We start from the raw sequence: 23,541 nt of genomic DNA, 5'->3' as shown, positions 1-23,541 counted from the left end.
CGTTCACGCCGCCCGCACCGGCGGCGTGAACGGGTTCGCCAGGCCGACCCGCCAGGGCGACCTCGGCATGGCCAAAAACGCCATCCCCACAGACGCCGTGCTTCGCGAGGACTAGGCTCGAACCGCTAGAGCCAGTCCAACAACAACAGCGAGGTGCAACATGTCCGGTAATCGTGGCGTCGTCTATCTGGGCGCGGGCAAGGTCGAGGTGCAGACCATCCCCTACCCGAAGATGGAAACCCCGCAGGGCAAGCGTATCGACCACGGCGTCATCCTGCGCGTGGTCTCCACCAATATCTGTGGTTCCGACCAGCACATGGTGCGTGGCCGGACCACCGCGCCCGAAGGCCTGGTGCTCGGCCACGAGATCACCGGTGAGGTCATCGAAGCGGGCCGTGACGTCGAGACCCTCAAGGTCGGCGATCTGGTTTCGGTGCCCTTCAACGTCGCCTGCGGTCGCTGCCGTACCTGCAAGGAGCAGGACACCGGCGTCTGCCTGACCGTCAATCCCTCGCGCGCCGGCGGTGCCTATGGCTACGTCGACATGGGCGGCTGGGTCGGCGGCCAGGCCGAATACGTGCTGGTCCCCTATGCCGACTTCAACCTGCTCAAGCTGCCGAATCGCGATGCGGCCATGGAAAAGATCCGTGACCTGACCTGCCTGTCCGACATCCTGCCCACCGGCTACCACGGCGCCGTCACCGCCGGCGTCGGCCCGGGCACCAGTGTCTATGTGGCCGGTGCCGGCCCCGTGGGCCTGGCCGCTGCCGCCTCGGCCCGCCTGCTGGGCGCCGCCGTCGTCATCGTCGGCGACGTCAATCCGGTGCGCCTGGCTCACGCCAAGGCCCAGGGCTTCGAGATCGCCGACCTGTCCCTGGATACTCCGCTGCACGAGCAGATCGCCGCGCTGCTGGGCACGCCGGAAGTGGATTGCGCCGTGGATGCCGTCGGCTTCGAAGCCCGTGGCCATGGTCACGAAGGCGCCAAGAGCGAGGCTCCGGCCACGGTGCTGAACTCGCTGATGGGCATCGTGCGGGTGGCCGGCAAGATCGGCATCCCCGGTCTGTACGTCACCGACGATCCGGGCGCGGTCGACGCCGCCGCCAAGCAGGGTGCCCTGAGCATCCGCTTCGGTCTGGGCTGGGCCAAGTCCCACAGCTTCCACACCGGCCAGACCCCGGTGATGAAGTACAACCGCCAGCTGATGCAGGCCATCATGTGGGATCGCATCAAGATCGCCGACATCGTCGGCGTGCAGGTGATCACCCTGGACGAGGCCCCGCGCGGCTACAGCGAGTTCGATGCGGGCGTACCGAAGAAATTCGTCATCGATCCGCACAAGCTGTTCAGCGCGGCCTGACCATCGCGCCGAGGGTTTTGTCCGGGAATGCTGGCCATTTGGCATTCTCGGGCAAAGCCTGCAGTCGTTTGCCACACCAAAGGGTCTACCCTCGCAGCGTCCGATTCGGGCGCTGTTTTTTTGGTGCTACAGACGAGGCCAGTATGACCCCGCATGTCCTTTCGACCCTTCGCCGTATCCTCCCCTCACTGCTCGTGGCGTCCGTGCTGCTGCTGGGCAGCAACCTGGCCCGTGCCGAGGGCGGTGTGTCCTTTCGCTTTGCCGAAGAAGGGCAGGGCTGGATGCTGCGCGGCCCGGTCGATGTCCTCAAGTGGCCCTTCGTCTATGACCGCAGCCGTGAACGCGTGCGCAACACCCTGGTACGGCTGGACGGCGATACGCAGGTGCGGGTGATCGAGACCCGCTCCTTCCAGCGCTGGAAGCGCATCGAGCTGCAGCAGGATGGCCGTACCGTGCTGGGCTGGGTGGAAAGTTACAGCGTGCCCGAAGCCATGCGCCTCGACTGATCGGGAGCAAAAGGCCACCGCCACCAGTCACACCTCTGGTATCCCACTCATTCCAGAGGAGCGACGCATGTCCGCGATCACCCGTCTTCAGCTCAACGACGGTCACCACATTCCGCAATTCGGTCTGGGGGTCTGGCAGACCCCGGCCGAAGAGACCGCCCAGGTGGTCAAGACGGCCCTCGACCTGGGCTACCGACACATAGATACCGCCGCCATCTACGGCAACGAAGAGGGTGTCGGCAAGGCCATCGCCCAGGCCGGTCTGCCGCGTGACGAGCTGTTCGTCACCACCAAGCTGTGGAATGCCGACCAGGGCTACGACAGCGCCCTGCGCGCCTTCGACACCAGCCTGGCCAAGCTGGGCCTGGAGCATGTCGACCTCTACCTGATCCACTGGCCACTGCCGGAAAAGGGCCTGTTCCTCGACAGCTGGAAGGCGCTGATCGAATTGCGCAACCAGGGTCGGGTGAAGTCCATCGGCGTATCCAACTTCCGTCAGGCCGATATCGAGACCCTGCTGACCGAGACCGGCGTGGTGCCGGTGGTCAACCAGATCGAGTGCCATCCGCTGCTGCAGCAGCAGGAGTTGCGCGACTTCAACACCTACAAGGGCATCGCCACCGAGGCCTGGAGTCCGCTGGCCCAGGGTGGCGAGCTGCTCGGCAGCCCGGTGCTGCAGCAACTGGCCGCCAAGCACGGCAAGACACCGGCCCAGGTGGTGCTGCGCTGGCATATCCAGCTCGGCAATATCATCTTCCCCAAATCCAAGACGCCCAAGCGCATCGAAGAGAACATGCAGATCTTCGACTTCACCCTGGACGACGAGGACCTGCGGCAGATCGCCGGGCTGAATCAGGACAAGCGCCTCGGTCCCGATCCCGCCACCTTCAACGGCTGACGTGCCTGGGGCGCCGCGATGAGCGGCGCCTCTGTATGCCTGGCGTGCAAGGCGCCAGTGCCTGTATGCTGCGCGGCCCTTTCGGGACACCTCATGCCGGATCGGCATAGGGCAGGCGACAGCGGCATTAGACATACCCCGTTACCCTCTGGCAAAAGTGTGACGCCTTGGTGCTCCTCGTCCTTTTCGAGCACCGTTTCCGCAGCCTGAACGCACCCTCCACGTTGGCGTTGCATGCGCTTTGCGCATCACGACCCGGCACGGTGACGTTCGTCCCGAACTCCATCCAAATAGAACAAAGGTGTCGGTACATGACCAAGCCCAAACTCAGCCTCGCGTGGCAGATCCTTATCGGCCTCGTGCTGGGGATCGCCGTCGGCGCACTGCTCAATCACTTCAGCGCCGAGAAGGCCTGGTGGATCTCGAACGTCCTCAAGCCGGCCGGCGACATCTTCATCCGGCTGATCAAGATGATCGTGGTGCCCATCGTCATCGCCACCCTGGTGGTCGGCATCGCCGGCGTCGGCGACTCCAAGAAGCTCGGTCGCATCGGCCTCAAGACCATCCTCTACTTCGAGATCGTCACCACCCTGGCCATCGTCGTCGGCCTGTTCTTCGCCGACAGCGTGCAACCCGGTGCCGGCATCGACATGAGCACCCTGGGCACCACCGACATCTCTCAGTACCAGAAGACCACCGCGGAAGTGCAGCATGACCACGCCTTCATCGCGACCATCCTCAACCTGATCCCGTCCAACGTCTTCGCCGCCGTCGCCCGTGGCGAGATGCTGCCGATCATCTTCTTCGCGGTGATGTTCGGCCTGGGCCTGGGCGCCCTGCCGGAAGCCACCCGCGAGCCGGTGGTGCGGGTCTTCCAGGGTATTTCCGAGGCCATGTTCAAGGTCACCCACATGATCATGAACTACGCCCCCATCGGCGTCTTCGCACTGATCGCGGTGACCGTGGCCAACTTCGGCTTCGCCTCCCTGCTGCCGCTGGCCAAGCTGGTGGTGCTGGTCTACGTCGCCATCGGCTTCTTCGCCCTCGGCGTGCTGGGTCTGGTGGCCAAGCTGTTCGGCTTCTCGATCTTCCGCATCATCCGCATCCTCAAGGACGAGCTGATCCTGGCCTATTCCACCGCCAGTTCGGAAACCGTGCTGCCGCGCATCATCGAGAAGATGGAGGCCTATGGCGCGCCCAAGGCCATCACCAGCTTCGTGGTGCCCACCGGCTACTCCTTCAACCTCGACGGCTCCACCCTCTACCAGAGCATCGCGGCGCTGTTCATCGCCCAGCTCTATGGCATCGACCTGTCGCTGAGCCAGCAACTGCTGCTGGTGCTGACCCTGATGGTCACCTCCAAGGGCATCGCCGGCGTACCGGGCGTCTCCTTCGTGGTGCTCCTGGCCACCTTGGGCAGCGTTGGCATCCCGCTGGAAGGCCTGGCCTTCATCGCCGGGGTGGATCGAATCATGGACATGGCGCGCACCGCCCTGAACGTGATCGGCAACGCCCTGGCTGCGCTGGTCATCGCCAAGTGGGAGGGCCTCTACGACGCCGAGAAGGGCGCCGCCTACTGGGCAGCCCTGCCGCACCTGAAGAGCACCGCCAAGGTCGAGGAGCGTCCTCAGGCCACCCGCGGTGAAGCCCTGCGTGATTGAGTGGCTAGCTAGCTGAGAACGGAGCCCGGCCTTGTGCCGGGCTCCGTCGTTTCAGCGGTCGAGAATGGCCGCGTAGCCTTCGCGATAGCTGGGGTAGCGGGGCGTCCAGCCCAGCGCCCGGGCGCGGGCGTTGCTGCACCTCTTGCTGCCGGCGCGGCGCAGCTGGGCTTCGTCGGACCAGAAGGTGATGCCCAGGCGCGCCCGCAGCCAGTCCACCACCTCGTCCAGCGGCGCCGGATCGTCGTCCACGCCCAGATAGAGAGCGTCCAGGGCGACGCCTTCGCGATCCCGCTGCAGCAGCAGCGCCAGCAGGCCGGCGGCGTCCTCGACGTGGATGCGATTGCCATACAACGGCGGTTCGCGGGTCACCCGGGAGCCCTCGCGCACCTGGCGCAGCAGCGCCTCGCGGCCCGGGCCATAAATGCCGGTCAGGCGGACCACGCTGGCGGGCAGGCCGCTGCCCAGCGCCAAATCCTCCGCCTCGCGCAGGATGCGCCCGGAAAAGCGCTCGGGTTCGGCGGGGGCGGTCTCGTCGACCCAGGCGCCATCGCCCTGGGCATAGACGCCGCTGCTGGAGACGAACAGCAGGCGTTGCGGATGCTGGTCGCAGGCGGCCAGCCAACCCAGCAGGTGGCGCAGGCCATCGACATAGGCGGCGCGATAGCCGGCTTCGTCATGGTGGGTCGCGGCGGTGGCATAGACCACCTGGTCAAGGGGCTCCCGCGGCCAGGCGGCCGGTGGCGTGGGGGAGGCCAGATCGCCCGCGACCGGCAGCAACTCGGCGGGGAGGGCGGCGACGTTGCGTCTGAGGCCGAAGACGCGATGGCCCTGGGCGACCAGTTGCAGACCAAGACGGCTGCCGACATCGCCGCAACCGGCGATCAGGATGGTGCTCATCGGTGTTTCCTTCTGCAAAGGCCTGGACAGACGGCCAGGGTAGCCTGCGCCCGGCTGTGGTCCAACCCGGGAGAACAGGCAGCTGCCCGTCGCGCTTGGCCGTTGATAGAGACAGCCGCTAAGATTGGCCGGCACCCCATGGAATTTGACTATGACCCTGACTGAACTGCGCTATATCGTCACGCTCGCCCAGGAACAGCACTTTGGCCGAGCTGCCGAGCGTTGCCACGTCAGCCAGCCGACGCTGTCGGTGGGCGTCAAGAAGCTCGAGGACGAGCTGGGCATTCTGATCTTCGAGCGCAGCAAGAGTGCCGTGCGTCTCACCCCCACCGGCGAGGGCATCGTCGCCCAGGCGCAGAAGGTGCTGGAGCAGGCCCAGGGTATCCGCGAACTGGCCCAGGCCGGCAAGAACCAGCTCACCGCGCCGCTGAAGATCGGCGCCATCTATACCATCGGGCCCTATCTCTTTCCGCACCTCATCCCGCAGCTCAACCGCGTGGCGCCGGAGATGCCGCTGTACATCGAGGAAAACTTCACCCACCTGCTGCGCGACAAGCTGCGCACCGGTGAGCTGGATGCCGTCATTCTCGCCCTGCCGTTCAACGAGCCGGACGTCCTGACCCTGCCGCTGTACGACGAGCCCTTCTACGTGATGATGCCGGCGCGGCACCCCTGGACCAAGCTCAAGACCATTCCGCAGAACCAGCTGAGCGACAAGAGCCTGCTGCTGCTGGGCGAAGGCCACTGCTTCCGCGACCAGGTCCTGGAAGCCTGTCCGACCGTGCGCAAGCACGAGGAAAACAAGAATTCCACGGTGGAGTCGTCTTCGCTGGAAACCATTCGCCACATGGTGGCCTCGGGCCTGGGTGTCTCGGTGTTGCCGTTCTCGGCGGTGGAGAGTCATCACTATGCGCCGGGGATCATCGAGGTACGGCCCTTCGAGCGGCCGGTGCCCTACCGCACCGTGGCCATCGCCTGGCGCGCCAGCTTTCCGCGGCCCAAGGCCATCGAGGTGCTGGCCGACTCGGTCCGCCTGTGCTCGGTGGCACGGCCTGAAGCCAAGGGCGTCGTGCAGCCAGCATGAGTGAACTGGCCGCGACGCCGGTCACCGCCCTCAAGGGGGTCGGCGCCGCTCTGCAGGAGAAACTCGCGCGGGTCGGCCTGGAAACCCTGCAGGACGTGCTCTTCCACCTGCCGCTGCGCTACCAGGACCGCACCCGCATCGTGCCCATCGGCGCCCTGCGGCCCGGCCAGGACGCCGTGGTGGAGGGCATGGTCGCCTCCGCCGAGGTGCTCATGGGCCGTCGGCGCAGCCTGCTGGTGCGCTTGCAGGACGGCAGCGGCACCCTGTCGCTGAGATTCTTCCACTTCAGCCAGGCGCAAAAGGACGGCCTCAAGCGCGGCACCCTGCTGCGCTGCTATGGCGAGGTGCGCCCCGGCGCCTCGGGCCTGGAGATCTACCACCCCGAATACCGCGCCCAGGACGAGAACGCCCCGGCGCCGGTCGAGCAGACGCTGACGCCCATCTACCCGACCACCGAAGGCCTCACCCAGCTGCGCCTGCGCCAGCTCAGCGCCCAGACGCTGGAGCGGCTCGGGCCCGAATCCCTGCCCGACTGGCTGCCGCCGGAGATGGCCGAGCACTATCGCCTGGGACCGCTGGCCGATGCCCTGCGCTATCTGCACCGACCGCCGCCGGATGCGGACCTGGAAGAGTTGGCCGAGGGTCGCCACTGGGCCCAGGAACGGTTGGTCTTCGAAGAATTGCTGACCCACCAGCTGTCCCTGCAGCGCCTGCGCGAAACCCTGCGCGCCCAGCGCGCGGTGCCCCTGCCGGCCGCTCGCCGGCTGCCGCAGCTGTATCTGGACAACCTCGGCTTCACCCCCACCGGTGCCCAGCAGCGCGTCGGCCGCGAGATCGCCCATGACCTGGCTCAGCCCGAGCCCATGCTGCGGCTGGTGCAGGGCGACGTGGGCGCGGGCAAGACGGTGGTCGCCGCACTGGCCGCCCTGCAGGCTATAGAGGCCGGCTACCAGGTGGCGCTGATGGCGCCCACCGAGATCCTCGCCGAGCAGCACTTCCTCAACTTCCAGCGCTGGTTCGCCGCTCTGGACATCGAGGTGGCCTGGCTGGCCGGCAAGCTCAAGGGCAAGGCCCGTGCCAGCTCCCTGGAGCGCATCGCCGCCGGGGCGCCCATGGTGGTGGGCACCCATGCGCTGTTCCAGGACGAGGTACGCTTCGCCCGCCTGGCCCTGGTGGTGATCGACGAACAGCACCGCTTCGGCGTGCAGCAGCGCCTGGCCCTGCGCCAGAAGGGCGTCGACGGCCGCCTGGCGCCGCACCAGCTGATCATGACCGCCACCCCCATCCCGCGCACCCTGGCCATGAGCGCCTATGCCGACCTGGACACCTCGGTGCTGGACGAACTGCCGCCGGGACGAACGCCGGTCAATACCGTGAGCGTCACCGACAGCCGTCGCGAGGAGGTGGTGGAGCGGGTCCGCGCCGCCTGTCACGAAGGGCGTCAGGCCTACTGGGTCTGCACCCTGATCGAGGAATCCGAGGAACTCACCTGCCAGGCGGCCGAGACCACCTACGAAGAATTGCAGCTGGCCCTGGCCGAATTGCACGTCGGGCTGATCCACGGGCGCATGAAGCCGGCGGAAAAGGCCGCGGTAATGGCCGAGTTCAAGGCCGGCAATCTGCAACTGCTGGTGGCCACCACGGTGATCGAGGTCGGGGTGGATGTGCCCAATGCCAGTCTGATGATCATCGAGAATCCCGAACGCCTGGGTCTGGCCCAGCTGCACCAGTTGCGCGGGCGCGTCGGACGGGGTAGCGCCGTGAGCTATTGCGTGCTGCTGTTCCATCCGCCGCTGTCGCAGATCGGTCGCGAGCGGCTGGCTATCATGCGCGAGACCAACGACGGCTTCATTATCGCCGAGAAGGACCTGGAATTGCGCGGCCCGGGCGAGATGCTGGGGACCCGCCAGACCGGTCTGCTGCAGTTCAAGGTGGCCGACCTGATGCGCGACGCCCACTGGCTGCCGGCGGTCCGGGATGCCGCCCAGGAATTGCTGGCGCGCTGGCCGAGTCATGCCGGTCCGCTGCTGGAACGCTGGTTGCACCACGGGCAGCAATACGGCCAGGTTTGACAAAGCTTATACAGACGACGCTACCTGCGGAGCCGAATGGTTATACTCCAGGGTGTACGTGAGGAAGAAAATGCCATGACCGATGTAGCGCTCGCTTCGCCCCTCCCTGAAGTCCCCCCTTCGATCCAGCAGTTGCTTGCCCAGTTGAACCTGGCCTACCGACCCACCCCGGCGACGACGCGCCAGCCGCAGGCGAATCGGGTGCATACGGTGCTCCTGAGCGACAGCGTCGGCATGCTGCTGGTGCTGCTGCCCGAGGATCAGTTGCTGGATCTGCGCCGGCTGGTGGAATTCACCGGGCGGCAGCTGGCGGTGGTGGCGCCGGAGCGGCTGATGCGCACCCTCGAGCGCTACGAACTGGATGTCCTGCCGGGGCTGCCGTCGCTGACCAATTCCCCCTGCCTGTATGACGAGCGCCTGCTGGATGCGCCCCGGCTGCTGCTGGAATCCGGTGAGCGCTCGCTGCTACTGGAAGTTGAAACATCTGACTATAGGCGCCTGCTGAATCAGGCCACCGCCGGCAGCTTCGGCATCCCGGCGGCCGGTATCCAGCCCAATCTGCGGCAACCGGAGCGCGACGAGGCGGAAATTCTCCATGCCGCCACCGCCTTCACCGCGCGACGCATCCGCCAGCGCCTGGAAGAGACGCTGGAAATCCCGCCACTGTCCAAGACCGCGGAAAAGGTCATCAAGCTGCGGGTCGACCCCGACGCCACGGTGGACGACCTGGCCAATGTGGTGGAGACCGATCCGGCGCTGGCGGCCCAGGTGATCAGCTGGGCCGCCTCGCCCTACTATGCCGCGCCTGGCAAGATCCGCTCGGTGGAAGATGCCATCGTGCGGGTGCTGGGCTTCGACCTAGTGATCAACCTGGCCCTGGGCCTGGCCCTGGGCAAGACCCTGAGCCTGCCCAGCGACCAGGCACAGAACGAGACGCCCTACTGGAAGCAGGCCATCTACACCGCCGCCCTGATCGAGGGCCTGGCGCGCGCCATGCCGCGTGCGGAGCGACCGGAGATGGGCCTGGCCTATCTCGGCGGCCTGCTGCACAACTTCGGCTATCTGGTGCTGGCCCACGTCTTTCCGCCGCACTTCTCGCTGATCTGCCGCCATCTGGAGGCCAACCGCCAGCTCGATCACCAGGTGGTCGAGCACCACCTGCTGGGCATCACCCGCGAGCAGATCGGCGCGGCCCTGATGCGCTGCTGGGAGATGCCCGAAGAGGTGGTGACGGCGCTGCGCTTCCAGGGCGATCCGGGCTACCAGGGCGAGCAGGCGGTCTATCCCAACCTGATCTTCCTCGCCGTGCAGCTGCTGCGTGCCGAGGGCATCGGCAACGGCCCGGCCCAGCCGATTCCCGACGAGCTCTATGCGCGCCTGAGCATCGATCCGACCAAGGCGCGGGAATGCATGCAGAAGATCCTTGGCGCCGAAGCCGCCCTGCGCGAGCTGACCGGCCAGTTCAAGTAAGCCGCTGATCGGGCCTCGGCGGCGCCCGCCGCCGGGCCAGACGCCAGACAACAAAAAACCCGCCGAGGCGGGTTTCCTGTTCAAGGGGCGATCAATTACTTGATCTTGCCTTCCTTGTACATGACATGCTTGCGCACGACCGGATCGAATTTCTTGATTTCGATCTTTTCGGGCTTGGTGCGCTTGTTCTTGTCAGTGGTGTAGAAGTGGCCGGTACCGGCACTGGAAATCAAACGGATCAATTCACGCATGACGAATCCCCTTAGAATTTTTCGCCGCGGCTACGCAGCTCGGACAGTACGGTTTCGATACCGCGCTTGTCGATGATACGCATGCCCTTGGCAGAAACGCGCAGACGCACGAAGCGCTTCTCGGATTCTACCCAGAAACGGTGGTGCTGCAGATTCGGCAGGAAACGACGACGGGTTTTGTTGTTAGCGTGGGAAACGTTGTTCCCAGTAATCGGACCCTTACCGGTTACTTGGCAAACTCTCGACATGGCTCAGCCCTCATAAACCTCATGCCAAACCCGGCATGGGTTGGCCGCTTGTAACTGTATTGATTCCTGTTTTGACGGGGAGAGCCGGCAAATGCCGGGGACCTGAAGCGGCCATACCCCGAAAAAAGAGCGCTGTTTTATACCAGAAGTACTCTGGCATAACAAGGTAGGGCGACGGATGAAATGCCCGCGCACCGGGCGCTATGCGAGCCCGGCCGGAATGCCAACCGTTCGTCGGTCAGAAGCATTGTGACGGACGGACGGGTGGTCTAGTTTAGAGCGACTGCCATTTTCAATCCACGTCCGTCAGACGACCGCCCGCGGCGCCCGTCAGCCGTTGCCAGCCACCTGGGCGCCGTCTGCCCACTTCGGATCCACAAGGAATCGTTCTATGCGTCTCGCCGCCTTGCCTCTGCTCTTCGCGCCCCTGCTGGCGCAGGCCGCCACGCTCAGCGTCTGTACCGAAGCCAGTCCGGATGGATTCGACGTGGTGCAGTACAACTCCCTGACCACCACCAATGCCTCGGCCGACGTGCTGATGAATCGCCTGGTGGAATACGACGCCAGCGAAGCCAAGCTGGTGCCGAGCCTGGCGCAGAGCTGGACGGTATCGAGCGACGGCCTGACCTATGATTTCGCCCTGCGGCCGGACGTGAAGTTTCACCACACCGACTACTTCACCCCCAGCCGTACCCTGACCGCCGACGACGTGGTGTTCAGCTTCCAGCGCATGCTGGACAAGGATCACCCCTGGCACGCGGTGGCCAAGAGCGGCTATCCCCATGCCCAGTCGATGCAGTGGCCCAAGCTGATCAAGAGCGTGGAAAAGACCAGTGACCTTGGCGTGCGCATCGTGCTCAACAGCCCGGACGCCACCTTCCTGCCGACCCTGAGCATGGGCTTCGCCTCCATCTATTCCGCCGAATACGCCGAGCAGTTGCTCAAGGCCGGCAAGACCGCCCAACTCAATGACGAACCCATAGGCACCGGTCCCTTCGTCTTCAAGCGCTACCAGAAGGATGCCGCGGTGCGCTACGCGGCCAATCCGGACTACTTTGCCGGCAAGCCCAAGCTGGATGGGCTGATCTATGCCATCACCCCGGATTCGGCGGTGCGCCTGCAGCGACTCAAGCGCGGCGAGTGCCAGATCGCCCTGTCGCCCAAGCCCCAGGATCTGCAGAGCGCCCAGGAGGACAAGAGCCTGCAGGTGCTGCAGACGCCGGCCTTCATGACCGCCTTCGTCGGCATCAACACCAGCCATCCGCCGCTGGACAACATCAAGGTGCGCCAGGCCATCAACCTGGCGTTCGACAAGCAGAGCTATCTGAAGGCGGTGTTCCAGGACACCGCGGTGGCCGCCGACAACGTCTATCCGCCCACCACCTGGGGCTATGCCAAGGACGTGCCGGCCTACCCCTATGACCCGGCCAAGGCCAAGACGCTGCTGGCCCAGGCGGGCCTCAAGGACGGCTTCAAGACCACCATCTGGACGCGCCCCAGCGGCAGCCTGCTCAATCCCAATCCGCAACTGGGTGCCCAGATGCTGCAAGCCGACCTGAAGAAGATCGGCGTCGATGCGCAGATCCAGGTGATCGAGTGGGGTGAACTGATCCGCCGCGCCAAGACCGGCGAGCACGACCTGCTGTTCATGGGCTGGGCCGGCGACAACGGTGATCCGGACAACTACCTGACGCCGCAATTCTCCTGCGCCTCGGTACAGTCGGGGCTGAATTTCGCCCGTTATTGCGACAAGACCCTGGATGGCGCCATCAGCAAGGGCAAGACCCTGTCCGACCAGATGGCACGCGCCACGGTGTATCACCAGGCGCAGCGCATCATCCACGACCAGGCGCTGTGGCTGCCGCTGGCGCACCCGACGGTGACGGTACTGGCGAATAAAGGCGTCGAGGGCTACCAGCCCAATCCCTTCGGCCGCCAGGACTTCAGCAAGGTCAGCGGCGGTCGCTAGGACCGCCTGTAGCCCGACCGCCCGGGCGCGATGAGCGGGCCGTAGCCAGACCTAGCGCCAGGGCCGGCCGTCGGTACGCTCGACCTGCCTGACCTTCTGCTGGATGGCGGCGCGCGCCAGCATGTGGGCGCTGACCGGCGCGGTGATGAAGATGAACAGGGCGATCAGCAGTTCGTGCAGGCTGAGGCCCTCGCCCTGGACGCTGAAGAACAGCATCGAGGCGACGATGGTGCTGCCCACGCCCAGGGTGGTGGCCTTGGTCGGACCGTGCAGGCGCATGAAGAAGTCCGGCAGCCGGTACAGGCCGATGGCGCCGATAAGGGCGAAGCTGCTGCCGATGAGCAGCAGGGCGCAGATCAGGAGTTCGAGCCAGAAGGGCATGGATTTTCCTCTCTAGAAGCTGTTCATGATCTTGCGAGCTAGAGCCAAGCAAGGCGAAAAGACTTGAGGAAGCGGATCGGACTCGCGCCCGAGTTTACGAATGGTAAATGAGCATTCCGAAAGTCTTTTCAACGCCGCTTGGCCGACGCGCAGCTGATCAGGGATAGGTTCTCAGTCGATGATTTCGCCATGCAGCATGTGCTTGCCCAGCGCCACGGTGCCGACGAAGCCGGTCACGGCGATGAGCAGCGCCGCTTCGAAGAAGACGTCGGTGGCCAGCCAGATGCCGAACAGGATGATGATCGCCAGGACATTGATATAGAGCGTATCCAGCGCCAGCACCCGATCCGGGATGTCCGGTCCCTTCACCAGGCGATAGACGTTGAGCACGGCGGCTACGCCCATCATCCCCATACACAGCAGGGTCACGTAGGTGAGCATTCGAAGATCTCCTTGAGCGGGGCTTCATAGCGCGTCTTGACCTGGCGGATCACCTCGTCCTTGTCCGCGACATCGAGACCGTGCAGCAGCAGGGTCTTGCGATCGCCGCTGAGGCCGGACGAAACGGTGCCGGGGGTGAGGGACACCACGCAGGCGAGCAGGGTGAGCAGGAATTCGTCCTCGATGTCGATGGGGACCTCGATGAACGCCGGCTTGAGCGCCTCGGTCCGGCCCAGCACCAGTCGCGCGACGTGCAGATTGGCGACGATGATGTCGTACAGCACCATCAGCATGTAGCGCAGCAGGAGCAGGGGACGGCGCAAGCGAGGGGCGTGCAGCAGGAAGTCCTGGCAGAGCAACGGGATGCCCCAGCCGAGCAGCAGGCCCAGCAGCAGCTGGCCGGGACTCAGGCTGTTGTTGAGCAGCAGCCAGGTCAGGGTCAGCAGGACGGTGAGCAGCGGGTGTGGCAGCAGGCGCCAGCGCTTCATGGGTCAACCCCCCGGACGATGTCGAAGTAGGGTGCGACGTCCAGCAGTTGCCGGGCGGTCTCTAGGACATAGCCATGCAGCGGCGACGCCAGCGCCATCAGCAGCGGGCTGCCCAGCAGCAGGCCGAGGGTGGCGGCGAGCTGGACGGGATCGAGGCGCACCTCCAGGGTCGCGCCCTTGCCGCGCCAGAACAGCGTGGTCCCGGCACGAGACAGGGCGATGAGCATGCCCAGCCCGCCGAGCAGCACCACCGGCCAGATGATCAGTGCCGGCCAGGCGGTACCGGTGGCCTGCAAAAGCATCACCTTGCCGAGAAAGCCGGGGAAGGGCGGCAGGCCGGCAACGGAGATCGCCCCGAGAAAGAACAGGCCGCCGAGCAACCGTGGGTGACGCAACGGCGGACCGCTCTTGAGCAGGTCGCCTTGCCCGCCACGCTGCTGGGCGATGAGATCCGCCAGCAGGAACAGGGCGCCGGCGATCCAGGTGCTGTGGACCAGATAGAACAGCGTGGCGGCCAGGCCGGAGACGCTGCCCAGGGCCACGCCGGTCAGCAGCATCCCCACCGAGATGACCACCAGGTAGCCGAGCAGGGCCTTGAGATGGTGGGCGGCCAGGGCACCGAATACCCCGGCGGCCAGGGTGATCGCCGCCAGTGGCCAGAGCCAGGGCAGCACGTAGTGGGCCAGGGGCCCGGCGGCCGCGCCGAACACCAGCAGGAAGACGCGGACGATGGCGTAGAGCCCGACCTTGGTCATGATGGCGAACAGGGCGGCGACCGGCGCACTGGCCGCCGAATAGGCGCTGGGCAGCCAGAAGTACAGCGGCAGGATGGCGCCCTTGAGGCCGAATACCACCAGCAGCAGGAAGCCCGCGGCGGCCAACAGGGGCGCGCGCTCGGGGTCGGCGCTGGCGACCCTCAGGCCGAGGTCGGCCAGGTTCAGGGTACCGAGCAGGCCGTAGAGCAGGCCGATGCCGATCAGGAACAGCGCCGAGCCCACCAGGTTGAGCACCACGTAGTGCAGGCCGGCGCGTACCCGCGCGGGGCCGGCGCCGTGCACCAGCAGGGCATAGGAAGCGATCAGCAGGATCTCGAAGAAGACGAAGAGATTGAACAGGTCGCCGGTGAGGAAGGCGCCGTTGATACCCAGCAACTGGAACTGGAACAGCGCGTGGAAATCCGGACCGCGCGCGTCGTCGCCGCGGCAGGCGTAGAGCGCCGCGCCCGCGGCCAGTACGGCCACGGTAGCCAGCATCAGCGCGGCCAGGCGATCCAGCAGCAGGACGATGCCGAAGGGCGCCGGCCAGTCGCCGAGGGCATAGACCTCCAGTTGGCCGCTGCCGGCCCGCTGCAGGAGCAGCAGCGCCAGTGGCAGCAGGGTCGCGGTGGCGAGCAGCGATAGCCGGCGCGCGGTACGGGCGGACAGCCGCGGGCGCATGAGCAGGAGGGCGCCCATGAACAGCGGCACGAGGATCGGCAGGATGATCAGGTGCTTCATCGGCGCGGCTCCTCGCCATCCACGTGGTCGGTGCGCAATTCGCCCAGGGCACGCAGCGACAGGGCGACCACGAAGGCGGTCATGGCGAAGCCGATGACGATGGCGGTGAGCACCAGCGCCTGGGGCACCGGATCGGCCTGCTCGGCGGCCTTGCCGATCACCGCCGGCACGCCGGTGCGCAAGCGGCCCATGGCGAACAGGAAGAGGTTGACCGCGTAGGAGAGCAGGGTGAGGCCGAGCACCACCGGATAGAGGCGCGCCCTGAGCAGCAGGTACACGCCGCTGGCGGTGAGCACCCCGAGGGCCGTGCAGAACAGGATCTCCATGCTAGAGCACCTCCTGGCTGGAGCCGTCCGTGTCCTTCTCGTCCCGGCTGACGTGGCCCAGGTTGGAGAGGATCAGGAGGGTGGCGCCGACGACGGCGAGGTAGACCCCGAGATCGAAGATCAGCGCGGTGGCCAGTTCGGTCTTGCCGATCAGGGGGATGGCGAAGTAGTCGAAGGCGGTGGTCAGGAAGGGCCGGCCGAACGCCAGCGAGCCCAGCCCGGTGAGGGCGGCGATCAGCACCCCGAGGCCGCAGAGGGCGTGGTAGCTGATCGGCAGGCGCCGCTGGGTCCAGGTCACGCCATGGGCCACGTATTGCAGGATCAGGGCGATGGCGGTGATCAGGCCGGCGATGAAGCCGCCACCGGGCAGGTTGTGGCCACGCACGAAGATGAAGGCCGACACCAGCAGCGCCAGCGGCAGGAGCACCCGGGCCACGTTGTTGAGGATCATCGGATGGCTGTCGCGCGACCAGGGCGTGCCCTTGGGGTCGACCAGCGGATGCGGCAGGTGCAGGTGCTTGAGCAGGCCATAGACGCCCGCCGCGGCGATGGCCAGCACGGTGATCTCGCCGAGGGTGTCGAAGCCGCGAAAGTCCACCAGGATGACGTTGACCACGTTGTAGCCACCGCCACCGGACACCGAGTTGGCCAGGAAGAAGTCGCCAATGCCGGTATAGGGCCGGGTGAGCACGGCATAGGCCAGCAGCGCTACCAGCAGCCCCAGGCCGCCGGCCAGCAGGACGTCGCGCAGGCCGCGCAGGCTGCTGGATTCGATGGGGGTGCGATCGGGCATGAAGAACAGCGCCAGTACCAGCAGGATGATGGTCACCACCTCCACCGACAACTGGGTCAGCGCCAGGTCGGGCGCCGAATAGCGGGCGAACAGCAGCGAGACGATCAGCCCCACGGTGCTCAGGGTCATCAGCGCCTTGAGTCTATTGCGGTGGAAGAACACCGTCAGCACCGCGGTCAGCATCAGGATGCCCAGGCCCAGGGCGGTGAGTGGATCGAAGGGCGACAGGGCCACCGGGCCGTGAAGGCTGTCCAGGCCGGACAGCGCCGCCACCAGCAGCACCAGGGTGGCAGCCAGCATCAGCGCGATATAGCCCTGCAGCGAGCCGCTTTCCAGGCCGAGGGTCAGGCGCTGGGCGAAGCCAGTCAGCCGACTCATGCTCTTCTCGAAGACCTGGAGGGCATCGATGTCGGGCAGGCCCTGCTGCCAGCGGAACAGCGGCTGGCGGAAGGCATAGACCAGCACGCCGCCGACCATGGCGACGAGGCTCATCACCAGGGCGGTGTTGAAGCCGTGCCAGATGGACAGGCTGTAGTCGGGCAGGCTGCCGCCGAGGGCGGCGCTGGCCCCGGCGGCCAGCAGCGGCGCCACGGTGTAGCCCGGCACCACGCCCACCAGCAGGCAGAGCAGCACCAGAATCTCCACCGGGATCTTCATGTAGCGCGGCGGCTCGTGGGGCGGATAGTGGGGCAGGTCGCGCGGTTCGCCGTTGAAGAAGACGTCGTGGATGAAGCGCAGCGAATAGGCCACCGAGAAGACCCCGTAGAGCACCGCCACCGCCGGCACGATCCAGCTGAAGCTGCCGAACAGGCCGTGGTTGAGGGTCTCGTTGAAGAACATCTCCTTGCTCAGGAAGCCGTTGAGCAGCGGCACCCCGCCCATGGCCGCGGCAGCGACCATGGCCAGCACCGCGGTGTGCGGCATGTAGCGCCAGAGTCCGGCCAGGCGGCGCATGTCGCGGCTGCCGGTCTCGTGGTCGATGATGCCGGCGGCCATGAACAGCGAGGCCTTGAAGGTGGCGTGGTTGAGGATGTGAAACACCGCCGCCACGGTGGACAGCTGGGTGTCGAGGCCGAACAGCAGGGTGATCAGGCCCAGGTGGCTGATGGTGGAGTAGGCCAGCAGGCCTTTGAGGTCGTGCTGGAACAGCGCCAGGATGGCGCCCACCACCAGGGTGGTGAGGCCGGTGAGGGTGACGATGTAGAACCACCATTCCGAATCGGCCAGTGCCGGATAGAGCCGCGCCAGCAGGAAGACTCCGGCCTTGACCATGGTCGCCGAGTGCAGGTAGGCCGAGACCGGCGTCGGCGCGGCCATGGCCTGGGGCAGCCAGAAATGGAAGGGGAATTGCGCGGACTTGGTGAAGACGCCGAGCAGCACCAGGATCAGCGCCAGCGGATAGAGGGCATGGCCGGTGATCAGCGGGCCGGCGGCGAGGACGTCGGTGAGCTCGAAGCTGCCGACGATATGGCCGAGCAGGAGGATGCCGGCGAGCAGGGCCAGGCCGCCGCCGCCGGTGACGGTCAGCGCCATGCGCGCGCCCTGGCGGGCTTCCTTGCTGTGGCTCCAGAAGCCGATCAAGAGGAAGGACGACAGGCTGGTCAGCTCCCAGAACACCAGCAACAGCAGCAGATTCTCCGCCAGCACCACGCCCAGCATGGCGCCCATGAACAGCAGCAGGTAGGCGAAGAAGCGCCCGACCTTTTCATCCTTGCTCAGGTAATAGGTGGCATAGAGGATCACCAGCAGGCCCATGACCAGGATCATCAACGCGAACATCAGCCCCAGGCCGTCCAGGCGCAGGCTGAGGTTCAGCCCCAGCGCCGGCAACCAGTCGACCCGCTGCAGCAGCACGGCGCCATCCAGGACCGCGGGCAGTTGCGTCGCCAGCAGGGCCAGGGCCAGGGCCGGGGCCACGGCGGTGCCCAGGGCGCAGGCGCGCCGGCCGAAGCGATCGGTCGCCAGCGACAGCAGTGTTCCCAGGAAGGGCAACGCGATGATCAGCGCCAATACCATGCCTGCATCCTTTAGCTGAGCGCCTCACGGCGGTTGGTAGATGGGGCTCCCTCAGACCTCGAGCGGCATTCGATCCCTCCACGCGGCGATCGCCAGAATGGCGAAAGGCGGAGAAATCGATGTTCGAGTTTCGTACAAGAACAGAAGGTTTAATAACCTAAGGTGATAATAAAAGAGAGACCACAAAATCCTAGCCCCGTCTCCCTTACAAAATATTAGGAAACAGCCAGGCAGCGTCCAGCACAGGACGCAAACGCCCGACGGGCGCTATTCGGGTCTCACTGAGACCTCTGGGACGGGATTTTGCTCAGATCTGCGCGGAGGAGGGCTACCCGGTGCGGTGCCCAAGGCACCGCACCGGGTAGCGGAAGAAAAAACCCGACACGCCAAAGGAGCAAGAGAACACGCGTGTCGGGGGTAAGCGCCGGCGGTTAGCGCGCCGGCGCGGGGGAAGCGTTGCCCTGGGCGAGACGGGTGGGTTGCACGTCCCAGCCGCCACCCAGGGCCTTGTAGAGGGCGACGATGCCGCGATAGAGCTCGATTTCGCCCTGGGCCTGCTGGTCCTCGGCGGCCAGGCGTTCGCGCTGGGCGTCCAGCAGCACCAGGAAGTCGGTACCCCCCTCGCGGTAGCGGATCTCGGCCTGGTCGGCGGCGGCGCGGCTGGCCACCGACTGGCGGATCAGCGCCTGCAGGCGCTCCTGGCGACGGCCATAGTCGCTAAAGGCGTTGGCACTCTCTTCCAGGGCGGTCAGCACCTGCTGCTCGTAGTTGGCCAGGGCCTCTTCGGAGCCGGCGCGGGCGCCGCGCAAGCGGGCGCGGACGCTGCCCAGGTCGAAGGCCGCCCAGCTGATGCTCGGGCCAAGGCCCCAGGCGCGGGCGGCACTGCTGCCGATCTGCGAGCCGCGTCCGGCGGTAAAGCCGAGAAAGCCCGAGAGACTGACCCGCGGGAAGAGGTCGGCGGTGGCCACGCCAACGTCGGCGGTGGCGGCGGCCAGCCGGCGTTCGGCGGCCGCCACGTCCGGCCGGCGGCGCAGCAGCTCGCCGGGATCGCCGATGGGCAGGCGCTTGGCGATGGCCGGCAGGGCCTTGGGTGCGAGATCCACGCTGAGGGCATCCGGGCGCTGGCCGAGCAGCGTGGCGATGCGGTTGCGCGCGCGGGTGGCCTGGGCCTGGAATTCCGGCAGGCTGGCTTCGGTGGCGGCCAGGCGCGCTTCGCTGCGCTGCACGTCCAGGTCGCTGCCCATGCCTTCATCTCTGAGGGTCACGGTCAGACGGCGCGCTTCGCGCTGGTTGCCGAGGTTGTCGCGGGCAATGCGTTCGCGCAGCTGGGCGCCGCGCAGGTCGCCATAGGCGTCCACTAGTTCGGCGATTAGGCTGACCTGTAGGCCGGCGAGGTCGGAGGCTGCAGCTTCGGCGCGGGCGTCGCTGGCTTCCAGGGTATGGCGCACGCGACCGAACAGATCCAGCTCCCAGGCCATGTCCAGACCCAGGTCATAGCGGTCGCTGTTGACCCGCTCCTCGGTGAAGCCGGGTTGCTGGGCCTTGCCGAGCTGGCTGCTGGCGCGGCTAGTGACCGTAGGATAGAGATCATTGGCGTCGTCGTCCCGCAGCGCGCGAGCGGCACGCAGCCGAGCGAAGGCCGCGCGCAATTCGCGGTTGCCATCTAGGCTACTGGCGACCAGGGCGTTGAGGGCCGGGTCCTCGAACTGGCGCCACCAGAGTGTCTCGAAGCGGCCCTGGTCGTAGACGGCGGGCTGCTGGCTGGCCTGGAGTTGCGCGGGCGCCTGCTCGGGCGCCTGGTAGTGCGGACCGACGGCGCAGGCGGAGACCGCCAGCGCCAGCAGCAGGGGAGCGAAAGCCTTCATGCCTGGGCCTCCTGGGCAACGGCGGAGCGGGCCTGGCGACGCTCCACGAAGGCGCGTACCAGCACATAGAACAGCGGTGTGAGTAGCAGGCCGAAGAAGGTCACCCCGAGCATTCCGGAGAACACGGCGACGCCCATGGCATGGCGCATCTCGGCGCCGGCACCGGTCGAGGTCACCAGGGGCACCACGCCCATGATGAAGGCGAAGCTGGTCATCAGGATGGGTCTCAGGCGCAGGCGGCAGGCCTCCAGCACCGCGGCGACGCGGTCCTTGCCGGTGGCCTGCTGGTCCTTGGCGAACTCGACGATGAGGATGGCGTTCTTGCACGCCAGGCCCACCAATACGATCAGGCCGATCTGGGTGAAGATGTTGTTGTCGCTGCCGGCCAGGATCACTCCGGTGATGGCCGAGAGCAGGGTCATGGGCACGATCAGGATCACCGCCAGCGGCAGACTCCAGCTCTCGTACTGGGCGGCCAGCACCAGGAAGGCCAGCAGCACGCAGAGCGGGAACACCAGCAGGGCGGTATTGCCGGAGAGGATCTGCTGGTAGGTCAGCTCGGTCCATTCGAAGGTCATGCCGTTGGGCAGCTCCTGCTTGAGCAGCCCCTCGATGGCCGCCTGGGCCTGGCCGGAGCTGTAGCCCGGGGCCGGCGCGCCGTTGATCTCGGCGGTCAGGAAGCCGTTGTAGTGCATCACCCGATCGGGGCCGGCGGTGTCGCTGATCTTGACGAAGGTGGACAGGGGCACCATCTCGCCGCGGTCGTTGCGCACCTTGAGCTGGCCGATCTGCTCGGGCTCCAGGCGGAAGCGCTGGTCGGCCTGGACGTTGACCTGGAAGGTACGGCCGAAGCGGTTGAAGTCGTTGGCGTAGACCGAGCCCAGGTAGGCCTGCAGGGTGTCGAAGATGGCGTCGATGGGCACGCCGTGGGTCTTGGCCTTCTCGCGATCGATGTGGGCATCGATCTGCGGCACGTTGACCTGGTAGCTGGTGAACAGCGACTCCGGCGCCAGTTCCGGCAGCTGCCGCGCCTTGGCCAGCACGCTCTGGGTCTGGGCGTAGAGCTCCTCGTAGCCCAGGTTGCCGCGGTCCTCCACCTGCAGGCGGAAGCCGCCGATGCTGCCCAGCCCCTGCACCGGTGGCGGCGGGAAGATGGCGATGATGGACTCCTGGATGGCGGCGAATTCGCCGTTCAGTTGGGCGGCGATGGCGCCAGCCGACAGCGAGGGATCACGGCGCTCCTCGAAGGGCTTGAGGGTCACGAAGACGATGCCGCTGTTGGGGCTGTTGGTGAAGCCGTTGATGGACAGGCCGGGGAAGGCTACGGTGCTTTCCACGCCGGGGTGCTTGAGGGCGATGGCCGACATGCGGCGGATGACCTCTTCGCTGCGATCCAGGGTGGCGGCGTCGGGCAGCTGGGCGAAGGCCACCAGGTACTGCTTGTCCTGGGGCGGCACGAAGCCGGTCGGCGTCTTCACCAGCCCCAGGCCGGTCAGGCCCAGGAGGATCACATAGAGCACCAGCACGATGGAGCCACCGCGCAGCACCCGGCGCACGGCGCCGACATAGCCGTGGCTGGCCTTGTCGAAGAAGCGGTTGAAGGGGGCGAACAGCCAGCCACCGAACAGCCGGTCGAGCAGGCGCGAGAAGCGGTCCTTGGGCGCGTCGTGGCCCTTGAGCAGTACCGCGGCCAGGGCCGGCGACAGGGTCAGGGAGTTGAAGGCCGAGATCACCGTGGAGATGGCGATGGTCAGGGCGAACTGGCGATAGAACTGCCCGGTGAGACCGGAGATGAAGGCGGTCGGCACGAACACCGCGCAGAGCACCAGGGCGGTGGCGATGATGGGCCCGGTCACCTCGCCCATGGCGCGCCGGGTGGCGGCCACCGGATCGAGGCCGAGGCCGATGTTCCGTTCGACGTTTTCCACCACCACGATGGCGTCGTCCACCACGATGCCGATGGCCAGCACCAGGCCGAACAGCGACAGCGCATTGAGCGAGAAGCCGAAGGCGTGCATCACCGCGAAGGTGCCGATCAGCGACACCGGCACCGCCGCCAGCGGAATGATCGAGGCGCGCCAGGTCTGCAGGAACAGGATCACCACCAGTACCACCAGGATGATGGCTTCGAACAGGGTGTGCACCACGGCCTCGATGGAGCCGCGCACGAAGATGGTCGGATCGTAGACGATCTCGTAGTCCATGCCCTGGGGGAAGCCCTGCTTGAGCTCGGCCATCTTGGCGCGCACCTGGTTGGACAAGTCGATGGCATTGCTGCCGGGGCGCTGGAAGATCGGGATGGCCACCGCCGGCTGGTTGTTCAGCAGGGATCTCAGGGCGTACTGGTTGGAGCCCAGTTCGATGCGGGCGATGTCGCGCAGCCGGGTGATCTGGCCGTCGCTGCCGGCGCGCACGATGATGTTGGCGAATTCCTCCTCATCCACCAGGCGGCCCTGGGTGTTGATGGCCAGCTGGAAGCTGGTGCTGCCGGGGGCCGGCGGCGCGCCGAGGGCACCGGCGGCGACCTGGCGATTCTGCTCGCGGATGGCGGTGACCACGTCGCTGGCGGTCAGGCCGCGCGAGGCGACCTTGTCCGGATCGAGCCAGACGCGCAGGGAATAGTCGCCCATGCCGAACAGCTGGACATCGCCCACGCCGTCCAGTCGCGCCAGTTCGTCCTTGACGTTGATCAGGGCGTAGTTGGACAGATAGAGCATGTCGTAGCGCTGATCCGGCGAGGTCAGGTGCACCACCATCGCCAGGTCCGGCGAGGCCTTGTCGGCGGTCACGCCGAGGCGCTGCACCTCTTCCGGCAGCTTGGGCAGGGTGCGGGTGACGCGATTCTGCACCTGCACCTGGGCGGTATCCAGGTTGGTGCCCAGGGCGAAGGTGATGGTCAGGGTCAGCTTGCCGTCGGCGGTCGACTGGGACGACAGGTAGAGCATGTGCTCCACGCCGTTCATGGCCTGCTCCAGGGGCGCGGCGACGGTCTCGCCGATCACCTTGGGGTTGGCGCCGGGGAAGGTGGCGCGCACCACCACGGTGGGCGGGACCACCTCGGGGTATTCGCTGATCGGCAACTGGAACAGCGAGATGGCCCCGCCGATCAGGATGATCAGCGAGAGCACGGCGGCGAAGATCGGCCGGCGGATGAAGAACTGGGAGAAGTTCATCGGAGCAGTCCTTGAGCGAAAGGCGTGCAGAGGCGCAGCCATCCCGGCCATGGGCCGCTCCTACCGGCACGGACGCCATCGTAGGAGCGGTCCATGACCGCGATACCGCGATGCCTGGACGGGAGAAAGTCTGAAACGGGACGGGG

Annotated in this window: 19 protein-coding genes; 8 read left to right on the top strand and 11 right to left on the bottom strand. The window is 66.5% G+C overall.

The genetic code is table 11. From position 1 onward, the window contains the following. Positions 1-160 precede the first annotated feature (160 nt). From fdhA to gltP, 4 genes are all read left to right on the top strand, one after another. The gene (fdhA, locus tag QE444_RS01470) at positions 161-1,360 is read left to right on the top strand and encodes a formaldehyde dehydrogenase, glutathione-independent (protein WP_133860026.1); all 1,200 of its coding nucleotides are present in this window, start codon (positions 161-163) and stop codon (positions 1,358-1,360) included. A gap of 143 nt (positions 1,361-1,503) precedes the next feature. Then, positions 1,504-1,866, top strand: coding sequence for a hypothetical protein (locus tag QE444_RS01465; RefSeq protein ID WP_133860025.1), 363 nt, complete (start codon positions 1,504-1,506; stop codon positions 1,864-1,866). Between the two features lie 67 nt (positions 1,867-1,933). After that, positions 1,934-2,764 carry an aldo/keto reductase gene (locus tag QE444_RS01460; protein WP_133860024.1) on the top strand — a complete coding sequence of 277 codons (831 nt, stop codon included), beginning with the start codon at positions 1,934-1,936 and terminating at the stop codon, positions 2,762-2,764. Between the two features lie 311 nt (positions 2,765-3,075). Beyond that, on the top strand, positions 3,076-4,425 hold the full coding sequence (gene gltP, locus QE444_RS01455) for a glutamate/aspartate:proton symporter GltP (RefSeq protein ID WP_133860023.1): 1,350 nt from the start codon (positions 3,076-3,078) through the stop codon (positions 4,423-4,425). Between the two features lie 51 nt (positions 4,426-4,476). Here the strand turns inward: gltP and QE444_RS01450 are convergent, their stop codons facing one another. Continuing rightward, entirely contained in the window at positions 4,477-5,322 is an 846-nt protein-coding gene (locus QE444_RS01450; protein WP_133860022.1) for an NAD-dependent epimerase/dehydratase family protein, read from the bottom strand. A gap of 151 nt (positions 5,323-5,473) precedes the next feature. Between QE444_RS01450 and QE444_RS01445 the strand changes: the two genes are divergently transcribed. The 3 genes from QE444_RS01445 to QE444_RS01435 all read left to right on the top strand — a co-directional run bounded on the left by QE444_RS01445 (position 5,474) and on the right by QE444_RS01435 (position 9,948). Beyond that, complete coding sequence (locus QE444_RS01445) at positions 5,474-6,406, top strand: hydrogen peroxide-inducible genes activator (protein ID WP_133860021.1); 933 nt, start codon at positions 5,474-5,476, stop codon at positions 6,404-6,406. Beyond that, positions 6,403-8,478: an ATP-dependent DNA helicase RecG gene (recG, locus tag QE444_RS01440; RefSeq protein ID WP_309737176.1), complete on the top strand. Its 2,076-nt coding sequence runs from the start codon at positions 6,403-6,405 to the stop codon at positions 8,476-8,478. Before QE444_RS01445 ends, recG begins: the two co-directional genes overlap by 4 nt. A 75-nt stretch (positions 8,479-8,553) precedes the next feature. Continuing rightward, positions 8,554-9,948 carry an aminoacyl-tRNA deacylase and HDOD domain-containing protein gene (locus tag QE444_RS01435; protein ID WP_133860019.1) on the top strand — a complete coding sequence of 465 codons (1,395 nt, stop codon included), beginning with the start codon at positions 8,554-8,556 and terminating at the stop codon, positions 9,946-9,948. A gap of 95 nt (positions 9,949-10,043) precedes the next feature. Here the strand turns inward: QE444_RS01435 and rpmG are convergent, their stop codons facing one another. Then, complete coding sequence (gene rpmG / locus QE444_RS01430; protein WP_007159904.1) at positions 10,044-10,199, bottom strand: 50S ribosomal protein L33; 156 nt, start codon at positions 10,197-10,199, stop codon at positions 10,044-10,046. Between the two features lie 11 nt (positions 10,200-10,210). Beyond that, positions 10,211-10,447, bottom strand: a complete 237-nt coding sequence (rpmB, locus tag QE444_RS01425; RefSeq protein ID WP_007159903.1) for a 50S ribosomal protein L28 — start codon at positions 10,445-10,447, stop codon at positions 10,211-10,213. Between the two features lie 391 nt (positions 10,448-10,838). Between rpmB and QE444_RS01420 the strand changes: the two genes are divergently transcribed. Further along, complete coding sequence (locus tag QE444_RS01420) at positions 10,839-12,416, top strand: ABC transporter substrate-binding protein (protein ID WP_263258649.1); 1,578 nt, start codon at positions 10,839-10,841, stop codon at positions 12,414-12,416. Between the two features lie 51 nt (positions 12,417-12,467). Here the strand turns inward: QE444_RS01420 and QE444_RS01415 are convergent, their stop codons facing one another. The 8 genes from QE444_RS01415 to QE444_RS01380 form a co-directional block, all read right to left on the bottom strand. Beyond that, on the bottom strand, positions 12,468-12,797 hold the full coding sequence (locus QE444_RS01415; RefSeq protein ID WP_133860017.1) for a Na+/H+ antiporter subunit G: 330 nt from the start codon (positions 12,795-12,797) through the stop codon (positions 12,468-12,470). A gap of 171 nt (positions 12,798-12,968) precedes the next feature. Beyond that, entirely contained in the window at positions 12,969-13,238 is a 270-nt protein-coding gene (locus QE444_RS01410; protein ID WP_133860016.1) for a K+/H+ antiporter subunit F, read from the bottom strand. After that, on the bottom strand, positions 13,223-13,726 hold the full coding sequence (locus tag QE444_RS01405; protein WP_133860015.1) for a Na+/H+ antiporter subunit E: 504 nt from the start codon (positions 13,724-13,726) through the stop codon (positions 13,223-13,225). The genes QE444_RS01410 and QE444_RS01405 overlap by 16 nt, the downstream gene beginning before the upstream one ends. Then, positions 13,723-15,222 (bottom strand): monovalent cation/H+ antiporter subunit D, encoded by a 1,500-nt coding sequence (locus QE444_RS01400; protein ID WP_309737174.1) that lies wholly within the window; start codon positions 15,220-15,222, stop codon positions 13,723-13,725. Before QE444_RS01400 ends, QE444_RS01405 begins: the two co-directional genes overlap by 4 nt. Further along, positions 15,219-15,548, bottom strand: coding sequence for a Na+/H+ antiporter subunit C (locus QE444_RS01395; RefSeq protein ID WP_017642337.1), 330 nt, complete (start codon positions 15,546-15,548; stop codon positions 15,219-15,221). The genes QE444_RS01400 and QE444_RS01395 overlap by 4 nt, the downstream gene beginning before the upstream one ends. 1 nt (position 15,549) lies before the next feature. Beyond that, on the bottom strand, positions 15,550-18,357 hold the full coding sequence (locus QE444_RS01390; RefSeq protein WP_133860013.1) for a monovalent cation/H+ antiporter subunit A: 2,808 nt from the start codon (positions 18,355-18,357) through the stop codon (positions 15,550-15,552). Positions 18,358-18,788: 431 nt separating this feature from the next. Continuing rightward, complete coding sequence (locus tag QE444_RS01385) at positions 18,789-20,222, bottom strand: efflux transporter outer membrane subunit (protein ID WP_133860012.1); 1,434 nt, start codon at positions 20,220-20,222, stop codon at positions 18,789-18,791. Continuing rightward, the gene (locus tag QE444_RS01380) at positions 20,219-23,395 is read right to left on the bottom strand and encodes an efflux RND transporter permease subunit (RefSeq protein WP_263258652.1); all 3,177 of its coding nucleotides are present in this window, start codon (positions 23,393-23,395) and stop codon (positions 20,219-20,221) included. Before QE444_RS01380 ends, QE444_RS01385 begins: the two co-directional genes overlap by 4 nt. Positions 23,396-23,541 lie beyond the last annotated feature (146 nt).

Origin of the sequence: Pseudomonas sp. SORGH_AS_0199, from assembly GCF_031453735.1 — a bacterium.
In the GTDB taxonomy this organism is placed as follows: Bacteria; Pseudomonadota; Gammaproteobacteria; order Pseudomonadales; family Pseudomonadaceae; genus Chryseomonas; species Chryseomonas aestiva.
The sequence above is the reverse complement of the archived record's forward strand: the minus strand, read 5'-3'. Positions and strand labels throughout refer to the sequence as shown.

Coding starts and splice junctions, on each gene's coding strand:
- fdhA (WP_133860026.1), top strand. CDS start 161: ATGTCCGGTAATCGTGGCGTCGTCTATCTGGGCGCGGGCAAGGTCGAG.
- QE444_RS01420 (WP_263258649.1), top strand. CDS start 10,839: ATGCGTCTCGCCGCCTTGCCTCTGCTCTTCGCGCCCCTGCTGGCGCAG.
- QE444_RS01445 (WP_133860021.1), top strand. CDS start 5,474: ATGACCCTGACTGAACTGCGCTATATCGTCACGCTCGCCCAGGAACAG.
- recG (WP_309737176.1), top strand. CDS start 6,403: ATGAGTGAACTGGCCGCGACGCCGGTCACCGCCCTCAAGGGGGTCGGC.
- QE444_RS01390 (WP_133860013.1), bottom strand. CDS start 18,357: ATGGTATTGGCGCTGATCATCGCGTTGCCCTTCCTGGGAACACTGCTG.
- QE444_RS01410 (WP_133860016.1), bottom strand. CDS start 13,238: ATGCTCACCTACGTGACCCTGCTGTGTATGGGGATGATGGGCGTAGCC.
- QE444_RS01405 (WP_133860015.1), bottom strand. CDS start 13,726: ATGAAGCGCTGGCGCCTGCTGCCACACCCGCTGCTCACCGTCCTGCTG.
- QE444_RS01415 (WP_133860017.1), bottom strand. CDS start 12,797: ATGCCCTTCTGGCTCGAACTCCTGATCTGCGCCCTGCTGCTCATCGGC.
- gltP (WP_133860023.1), top strand. CDS start 3,076: ATGACCAAGCCCAAACTCAGCCTCGCGTGGCAGATCCTTATCGGCCTC.
- QE444_RS01450 (WP_133860022.1), bottom strand. CDS start 5,322: ATGAGCACCATCCTGATCGCCGGTTGCGGCGATGTCGGCAGCCGTCTT.
- QE444_RS01385 (WP_133860012.1), bottom strand. CDS start 20,222: ATGAAGGCTTTCGCTCCCCTGCTGCTGGCGCTGGCGGTCTCCGCCTGC.
- QE444_RS01435 (WP_133860019.1), top strand. CDS start 8,554: ATGACCGATGTAGCGCTCGCTTCGCCCCTCCCTGAAGTCCCCCCTTCG.
- rpmG (WP_007159904.1), bottom strand. CDS start 10,199: ATGCGTGAATTGATCCGTTTGATTTCCAGTGCCGGTACCGGCCACTTC.
- QE444_RS01380 (WP_263258652.1), bottom strand. CDS start 23,395: ATGAACTTCTCCCAGTTCTTCATCCGCCGGCCGATCTTCGCCGCCGTG.
- QE444_RS01400 (WP_309737174.1), bottom strand. CDS start 15,222: ATGAAGCACCTGATCATCCTGCCGATCCTCGTGCCGCTGTTCATGGGC.
- QE444_RS01460 (WP_133860024.1), top strand. CDS start 1,934: ATGTCCGCGATCACCCGTCTTCAGCTCAACGACGGTCACCACATTCCG.
- rpmB (WP_007159903.1), bottom strand. CDS start 10,447: ATGTCGAGAGTTTGCCAAGTAACCGGTAAGGGTCCGATTACTGGGAAC.
- QE444_RS01465 (WP_133860025.1), top strand. CDS start 1,504: ATGACCCCGCATGTCCTTTCGACCCTTCGCCGTATCCTCCCCTCACTG.
- QE444_RS01395 (WP_017642337.1), bottom strand. CDS start 15,548: ATGGAGATCCTGTTCTGCACGGCCCTCGGGGTGCTCACCGCCAGCGGC.